Raw genomic sequence first — 7,082 nt, 5'->3', positions numbered from 1 at the left:
GAAGTCGATGGCGCCCGCGCTGCAACCGCTGCTCGAATCCGCGCCCGCAAAGACCGCTTCGGTCTCGGTGAAGAGAGTCGCGGCGCAATGAACTGAACGCGTCGCTGCAAATCAATATGCGGGCTCGGTCGCCGGCTTGAGAAAGAGTTCATGCACCGGCGCGAAGTGCGCATAGAGCGGCAGTATTGCGCCGCCCATCGCGCGTGCGTCGGCGCCGATTGCGCCTTCCAATAGTTGCGGACGCACCATCCCTTCCCACTCGAATCGATCCAGCACGCGCTCGGTGCGACGAATGATTTCGCGCACCATTTGCCGGTCGAGTTCACCGTCGATCACCACTGCTTCGAGATCGAGCAGCGCTGCCGCATTCGTGAGCGCGTTGGCAATCGCGGGGCACGCGCTATCGAGCCATTCCTCGGTATGCCGCCACATATCCGGCGATAACGCGCGATGATCGTGCGCGGCCGCAGCCGGCTTGCCCGCTTCACTCAACAGGCGTTCGAGCACGAAGCCCGATGCCGCGTGCAGCAGTTGCCTGGCCGGCTTGCGCGCGCTGCCTTCGCGCAGCGGAATGGAGCCGACCGCGCCCGCGTTGTCGTGCGGTCCGCCATGCAAGCGGCCGTCGATCACGAGTCCGCCGCCAATGAACGTGCCCACGAACAGATACAGAAAATTGTGGATGCCGCGCCCTTGGCCCATCACGAGTTCGGCGGCACAGGCGGCGGTGGTGTCCTTCGAGAATTCCACCGGGAGGCCCGTCATGGTCGCGATGCGCGCGCGCAAGTCGATCTCGTGCCATGCATCGAGCGCATCCAGCGCGTCGGGCGGCGCGCCGAGCAGATCGCGCCAGCCGCCGAGCCATAACGGCGCGGCCACGCCCACGCCGACCACTTTGCTCGCGCTCGCGCCGAGCGTCTGATTCACGCGCGCGAGCCTTGTTTCAAGCGCTGGAAACAGCGTGCGCGGATCGGGATACGGATACTCGAACACGTCGCGGCACACAACGCGGCCGGCGAAATCCATCGCCAGCACGTCGAGGCTGCGGCGCCCGACCTTGATGCCGATCGTATAGGCACCGTCCGCACGCAACGCAATCGGCACCGACGGCTGCCCGATCCTGCCACGCACGCGCGCCTGCTTTTCCAGCAGACCGTCGTCGATCAAACGGTCGACGATCATCGACACCGTCTGCATCGAAAGACGTGTCAGGCGGCCAACGTCGGCTTTCGGCAGCGGCCCGTGCAGGCGGATCGCCTGCAGCACGATGCGTTCGTTGAATTGCCGCATGCCGACCTGGTTTGAGCCGACCGTGCGTTTGAGGGGCGGGCGCATGCCCGTGGTATCCATGACGATGAGCCCCTCAGCGAAGTGACTGCATCATGCAATCGCCTTGACGTCGGCTTCTTTCGCGCCCGTCATGATTGCAACGGCCTCGGACATATGCACGTCTTTTGTATTGACGAGCGCGGCGCGCCGGCCGAGCCGCTGAATATGAATGCGGTCCGCGACTTCGAATACGTGCGGCATGTTGTGGCTGATGAGAATCACCGGCAGCCCGCGGTCGCGCACACGGCGAATCAGTTCGAGCACCATGTTGCCTTCCTTCACGCCGAGCGCGGCGGTGGGCTCGTCGAGAATCACGACGTGCCGCGCGAATGCCGCACTGCGCGCGACCGCGACGCCCTGGCGCTGACCGCCCGACAGTGTTTCGACGGCCTGGCGCATCGAACGAATGCCGATTTGCAGGTCTTTCATATGCGCAGTCGCTTCCTCCAGCATGCGGCGTTTGTCGATCATCTTGAAGATCGAGCCGCGCCAGCCGGGCTTCACCAATTCGCGCGCGAGAAAGAGATTTTCCGCGATGCTCATCGCGGGCGCGACCGCGAGTTCCTGATAGACGGTCTCGATGCCTTGCGCGCGTGCATCGAGCGGGCTGCGGAATTTGACGGGCTTGCCGTCGAGCAGAATCTCGCCTTCGTCGGGCACGGTCGCGCCGGACAGCGCCTTGATCAACGACGATTTGCCTGCGCCGTTATCGCCGATCACCGCGAGAATTTCGCCGGGCAGCACCTCGAAATCGCAGCCGTCGAGCGCGGTCACATTGCCATAACGTTTGACGAGCCCACGCGCCTGTAAAACGGGCAGCGGGGAAGAAGCGGAAGTAGTTGTCGACATCACGGGCTCCTGTCGGTCCGGACCTGCATGCAAGATGTTGGCGGTGCTGTGCTTAACCGCGGCGATGAGAAAGTTTGTCCGCGGCCACCGCGAGAATCACCAGCATGCCGGTGATCAATACCTGGTAGACCGAAGAAACGCCGATCAGTGTCAGGCCGTTTCGAAACACGCCGACAATCAGCGCGCCGAGCAGCGTGCCGGAAATCGAACCGCGTCCGCCGAAAAGACTCGTGCCGCCGAGCACCACCGCGGTAATGCTGTCGAGATTCTCCGTTTGCCCCGCTTGCGGATCGCCCACGCCGGTACGCGATACAGACAGCAGCGCCGCGACGCCATAGATCGCGCCCGCCAATGTGTACACGGTGAGCAGGATCTTCTGCGACGACAAGCCCATCAGCCGCGCGGCCTCGGCGTTATTGCCGAGCGCATACAGGTGCCGCCCAGGAACCGTGTCGCGCAGCACGAACCATGTGGCCAGATACATCAGCAGCGTGAGGACGGTGCCGTACGTGACATCGGCGGGACCGAGCTTGAACGTGTTGCCGAAGAACATGATCGCGTCCGGCAGATTCGACACGCTTTCCGCATTCGAATAGATCTGCGTGAGCGCGAAGGCAATGTTCAGCGTGCCGAGCGTGACGATGAACGCGGGCAGTTTGATGCGCGTGATCAGCACGCCATTGAGCACGCCGAACAATGTGCTCGCGGCGATACCGCAAAGAATCGCGACGGCCGGCGGCAGGCCGAGCGTGACCGCGAACTTCGTCATGATGATGGAGCCGAACGCCATCACCATCCCGCATGAGAGATCGATGCCGCCGGTCAGCACGATCAGCGTCTGACCGATTGCGATGACGGCGACGACCATCGTCTGCTGAAGAATCAGCGAGAGGTTCTGGAACGACAGGAACCGGCTGCTTTGCGAAATGAAGAATGCACAAGCCAGCACGAGCGCGATGAGCGGCCCGACTTCGGCGAGCGACGGCAGACGGTCGGAGAAATGGCGCGGATGGCCCGCGGGCGCGGAGGGAGTCGACATGATGGATGACCTCGAGACATGAGCGCGGCAGGCGCCGCGCGGCGAATCGTTCGGCGGCCCGTTACGTGGGCCGCCGTGCAGTGCGCGTTACTTGTTGCCCCAGCAGTTGTCGACACCGAACTTCGTGTCCTTGCTGTCGATGCCGGACATCGGCTTGTCGGTGATCAGCGTCACGCCCGTGTCCTGATAGCCCGTGACCTTCTTGCCGGTCTTGGCGTAGTCGACGCCCGCCGTCACGCCGAGCGAGGCCATCTTCAACGGATACTGTTGCGAGGTCGCGGCAATCGAGCCGGCCTTCACGTTGCGCACGCCTTCACAGCCGCCGTCGATGGAGACGATCATCACGCTCTTGTCCTTGCCCGCCGCTTTCAACGCGCGATACGCGCCCGCGGCTGCCGGCTCGTTGATCGTGTAAACCACGTTGATGTCCGGCGCTTTCTGCAAGCAGTTCTCCATCGCGGTCTGGCCTTTCGCCTGATCGCCGCGCGTGTCCTGGCTGCACACGATCGACGCGTCGCCTTCCTTCACGCCGAAGCCTTCCAGGAAACCGTTATGACGCTGCACGCCGACCGACACGCCTGGCGCGAGGTCGAGCGTGGCGATCTTCGCGGGCTTGCCGTTCAACGCGGCTTTCGCGTACTTGCCGATCAGCACGCCGGCCTTGAAGTTGTCGGTGGCGAAGAGGGCGTCGGTGGCGTCCTGCGGATCGGTCGGCGTATCCAGCGCGACCACCATCACACCGGCGGCGCGCGCTTTCTTGATGCTCGGCACGATCGCTTTGGTGTCGCTCGGCGTGATCAGAATCGCTTTCGCGCCGGCCGTCATCATGTTTTCGATCGCGGTCACCTGGCTCGCGTTATCGCCGTCGAAGCGGCCTGCGGCGGTAATCAGCTTCGCGCCGTCTTTCGACGCAGCCGCTTCCGCGCCTTGCTTCATCTTCACGAAAAACGGGTTCGTGTCGGTCTTCGTGATGAGGCCGACGACCGGCTGGTCGGCTGCCTGGCTCGCGCTCGCGCACCAGACCGCCGACGCCGCGACGCACATGGAGACGATTTTCCTGGCGACAGGAAGCCTGCGGGAATTCAGATTCATGGGACGCTCCTCCAGTTATTGGCAACGACGTTTGAACTGCCGGCGGTTGCACATGCGAACGCTGCGCGGCGCAACCTGAACGGCGGCTGATTCGAACCGTGATGTGAGGTCGAAAGAAGCCGCCTAAATCACTTTGGTTGATTTAGTACAGCAGGCGCGAACGGGCGCGTCAAGGAATCTCGTGAGCGGGGGCGACAGTGCGGCCAGTCACGTCTAGGCGCGAAAAGCCATACGGGGCCGGGCTCTCCGGCGGTGATGCGATGCAGCGTCGAGTGACGCCGATTGGGGAAAGTCCTGGCTGCGGTGAAAGTTGTCTGAAAGCTAAAAGGCATGCGTTAGCGACTAAAAGCCCCGCATGCTTCGCTCGGTTTGCAGCGGTGCGAGGGGAAAATCAACGCGAGCGCGGCGTGCCGCTCGACGCTCGCACCACGAGTTGCGGCGCGGACGAAACGCGCATCGGCACTTTCGTTTTGCCGCGTGCGTTCTGCCCATACGACGACTCGATCAACTCGCGCAGCAGCGACACCGCGAGTCCGGCCACTTCGACGGTCGGCACCGCGACCGTGGTCAACGCAGGCCGCGATTCGCGCGCGAGTTGAATATCGGTGATGCCGACAACCGACAAATCCCCCGGCACGGCAAGCCCCAGGTCCGCGGCGGCATGCATCGCGCCGAGCGCCGGCAGGTCGTTGGTCGCGAAGATCGCAGTGAGTTGCGGGTCGGCTTCGAGCAACGCGCGCGCCGCCGTGTAGCCACCGTGGATCGTATCCGCTGCATGCCGGACGCGGTTCCTGCGCACGCCGGCCGCGCGCAGTGCATCGACGAAACCTTCGTAGCGCGTTGCGTGAACGCCGGACGCCTTGCTGCCGACAATCGCGCCTATCCGCCGATGTCCCAACTCGAGCAGATGTTTGCCGGCCAGTTCGCCGGCCAGACGAAAATCGACCGCGACGCAGGGCAAACCCGGCGGATCGTCGGGCCGCTCCCACATGCATAAAACCACGGGCGTACCGCGCGATTCGGTCACATGAAGGTCGGCGAGTTCGAGGTTCGCGTTCGTCACCAGCACGCCCTCGGACAGCGTGCCGGCAATCTGATCGAGGTAGGCGCGGCCCGTCACCGGATCTTCGTTAGTATTGCAAATGATGACGAAGTGGCCGCTCGTACGCGCCGCGCGTTCGACGGCGAGCGCGAACTCCGGATAGAACGGATTGGCGATGCTCGACACCATCAACGCGAGCGTCGGCGCGCGGCCTTCGGCCAGCGCGCGAGCGGCAAGATGCGGGCGGTAGCCGAGGGCATCGACGGCTTCGAGTACGCGTTGACGCGTCGCCTCGCCGACGCGGCCGCGATTGCGCAGCACGTTCGAAACGGTGGCGGGCGTCACGCCCGCGTGGCGCGCGACTTCACTGAGTGTGGGCATAGATCGTCATTATTTGGGATGGTTACCCGGCATTTGCATCAAAGCGCAAGGCACGGCACCATCTGTCGCACAGACAAAACGACATGGAGACAGGCAAGGACCGGCGATCGCATGCGATCGATTTTTTAGGTCCTGCTGATTAAGCGCTTAATCTCCGTCGTCGAGCCGATTAAATCACGGAGTCGATGCGATGGCGAGCATTTCGTTAAGAGGCGTACAGAAAGCGTATGGCGACGGCGCGCCGGTGATTCGCGACGTCGATCTGGAAATCGGCGAGAACGAATTCTGCGTTTTTCTCGGCCCCTCGGGCTGCGGCAAGTCGACCTTGCTGCGCATGATCGCGGGGCTCGAAGATCTCACCGACGGCGACTTGTCGATCGGTGGAAAGATCATGAACGACGTGCCGGCCGCACAGCGCGGCGTCGCGATGGTGTTTCAGAGCTATGCGCTCTTTCCGCATATGACCGTGTTCGAGAACATGGCCTTTGGATTGAAGCTCGCAAAAACTCCCAAGGAAGAAATCGACCGCAAGGTACGCGAAGCCGCGCGCATTTTGCAACTCGAAGCACTGCTCGAACGCAGGCCGAAAGCACTCTCGGGCGGTCAGCGTCAACGCGTTGCAATTGGCCGCGCAATCGTGCGCCAGCCCGGCGTGTTTCTGTTCGACGAACCGCTTTCCAATCTCGACGCAACACTGCGCGGTCAGACTCGCATTGAAATCGCGCGGCTGCATAAGCAGTTTGCGAAGGCGAGCGTGGTGTATGTCACGCACGATCAGATCGAAGCGATGACGCTTGCGGACAAGATCGTGTTACTGCATGCGGGCAAAGACACTGAGCGCTACGGCAGCATCGCGCAAATCGGCGCGCCGCTCGAGTTGTATCACCGTCCGAAAAGCCGCTTTGTGGCCGGCTTTATCGGTTCTCCACGCATGAACTTTTTGCCGGGACGGGTTGCTTCCGTCGACGCGCAAGGCGTGATCGTCACGCTCGACACGACGCTCGAAAACGTACGCGTGCCCGTGGATGGCGCCGCGCTCGAGGTCGCTCAACCGGTGACGCTCGGCGTGCGTCCCGAACACCTCGAATTCATCGATACGTCTTCGCTTCAGGACGAAGCGGTGCTCACACGCACCGTCTCGCTCGTCGAACAACTCGGCGAACACAGCTACGTGCATCTCGATCAGCCAGGCGGCTTCACGCTGATCGCAAAGGCGCCGGGCGACACGCATCTCGCGCCGGGCGATCGCGCGCATTTGCGTGTGCCGCGCCACGCCACGCATTTGTTTCCCGAAGACGGCTTTGCCGCCGCTTCGCTGGAATCCGTCGAACACTACGCATAAAGGACATTCGG

Annotated in this window: 6 protein-coding genes; 1 reads left to right on the top strand and 5 read right to left on the bottom strand. The window is 63.1% G+C overall.

Features of this window, described 5'->3' with window-relative positions; all coding sequences use genetic code 11:
* Positions 1–111 precede the first annotated feature (111 nt).
* From BGRAMDRAFT_RS16390 to BGRAMDRAFT_RS16370, 5 genes are all read right to left on the bottom strand, one after another.
* A complete protein-coding gene (locus tag BGRAMDRAFT_RS16390; protein WP_006049905.1) occupies positions 112–1,347 on the bottom strand; it encodes an ROK family transcriptional regulator in 1,236 nt (411 codons plus the stop codon).
* Positions 1,348–1,377: 30 nt separating this feature from the next.
* Entirely contained in the window at positions 1,378–2,175 is a 798-nt protein-coding gene (locus BGRAMDRAFT_RS16385; RefSeq protein WP_006049904.1) for an ATP-binding cassette domain-containing protein, read from the bottom strand.
* A 52-nt stretch (positions 2,176–2,227) separates the two neighbouring features.
* A complete protein-coding gene (locus tag BGRAMDRAFT_RS16380) occupies positions 2,228–3,214 on the bottom strand; it encodes an ABC transporter permease (RefSeq protein WP_006049903.1) in 987 nt (328 codons plus the stop codon).
* Between the two features lie 87 nt (positions 3,215–3,301).
* Positions 3,302–4,306 (bottom strand): sugar ABC transporter substrate-binding protein, encoded by a 1,005-nt coding sequence (locus tag BGRAMDRAFT_RS16375; RefSeq protein ID WP_006049902.1) that lies wholly within the window; start codon positions 4,304–4,306, stop codon positions 3,302–3,304.
* 391 nt (positions 4,307–4,697) lie between these two features.
* Positions 4,698–5,729 carry a LacI family DNA-binding transcriptional regulator gene (locus BGRAMDRAFT_RS16370; RefSeq protein WP_006049901.1) on the bottom strand — a complete coding sequence of 344 codons (1,032 nt, stop codon included), beginning with the start codon at positions 5,727–5,729 and terminating at the stop codon, positions 4,698–4,700.
* Positions 5,730–5,919: 190 nt separating this feature from the next.
* On the opposite strand from BGRAMDRAFT_RS16370, the gene BGRAMDRAFT_RS16365 reads away from it, so the two are divergent.
* Positions 5,920–7,071 carry an ABC transporter ATP-binding protein gene (locus BGRAMDRAFT_RS16365; RefSeq protein WP_006049900.1) on the top strand — a complete coding sequence of 384 codons (1,152 nt, stop codon included), beginning with the start codon at positions 5,920–5,922 and terminating at the stop codon, positions 7,069–7,071.
* Positions 7,072–7,082: the final 11 nt, after the last annotated feature.

This window comes from Paraburkholderia graminis C4D1M (assembly GCF_000172415.1).
In the GTDB taxonomy this organism is placed as follows: domain Bacteria; phylum Pseudomonadota; class Gammaproteobacteria; order Burkholderiales; family Burkholderiaceae; genus Paraburkholderia; species Paraburkholderia graminis.
Note: the sequence above shows the minus strand (reverse complement) of the source record. Positions and strands in the feature narration are given on the sequence as shown.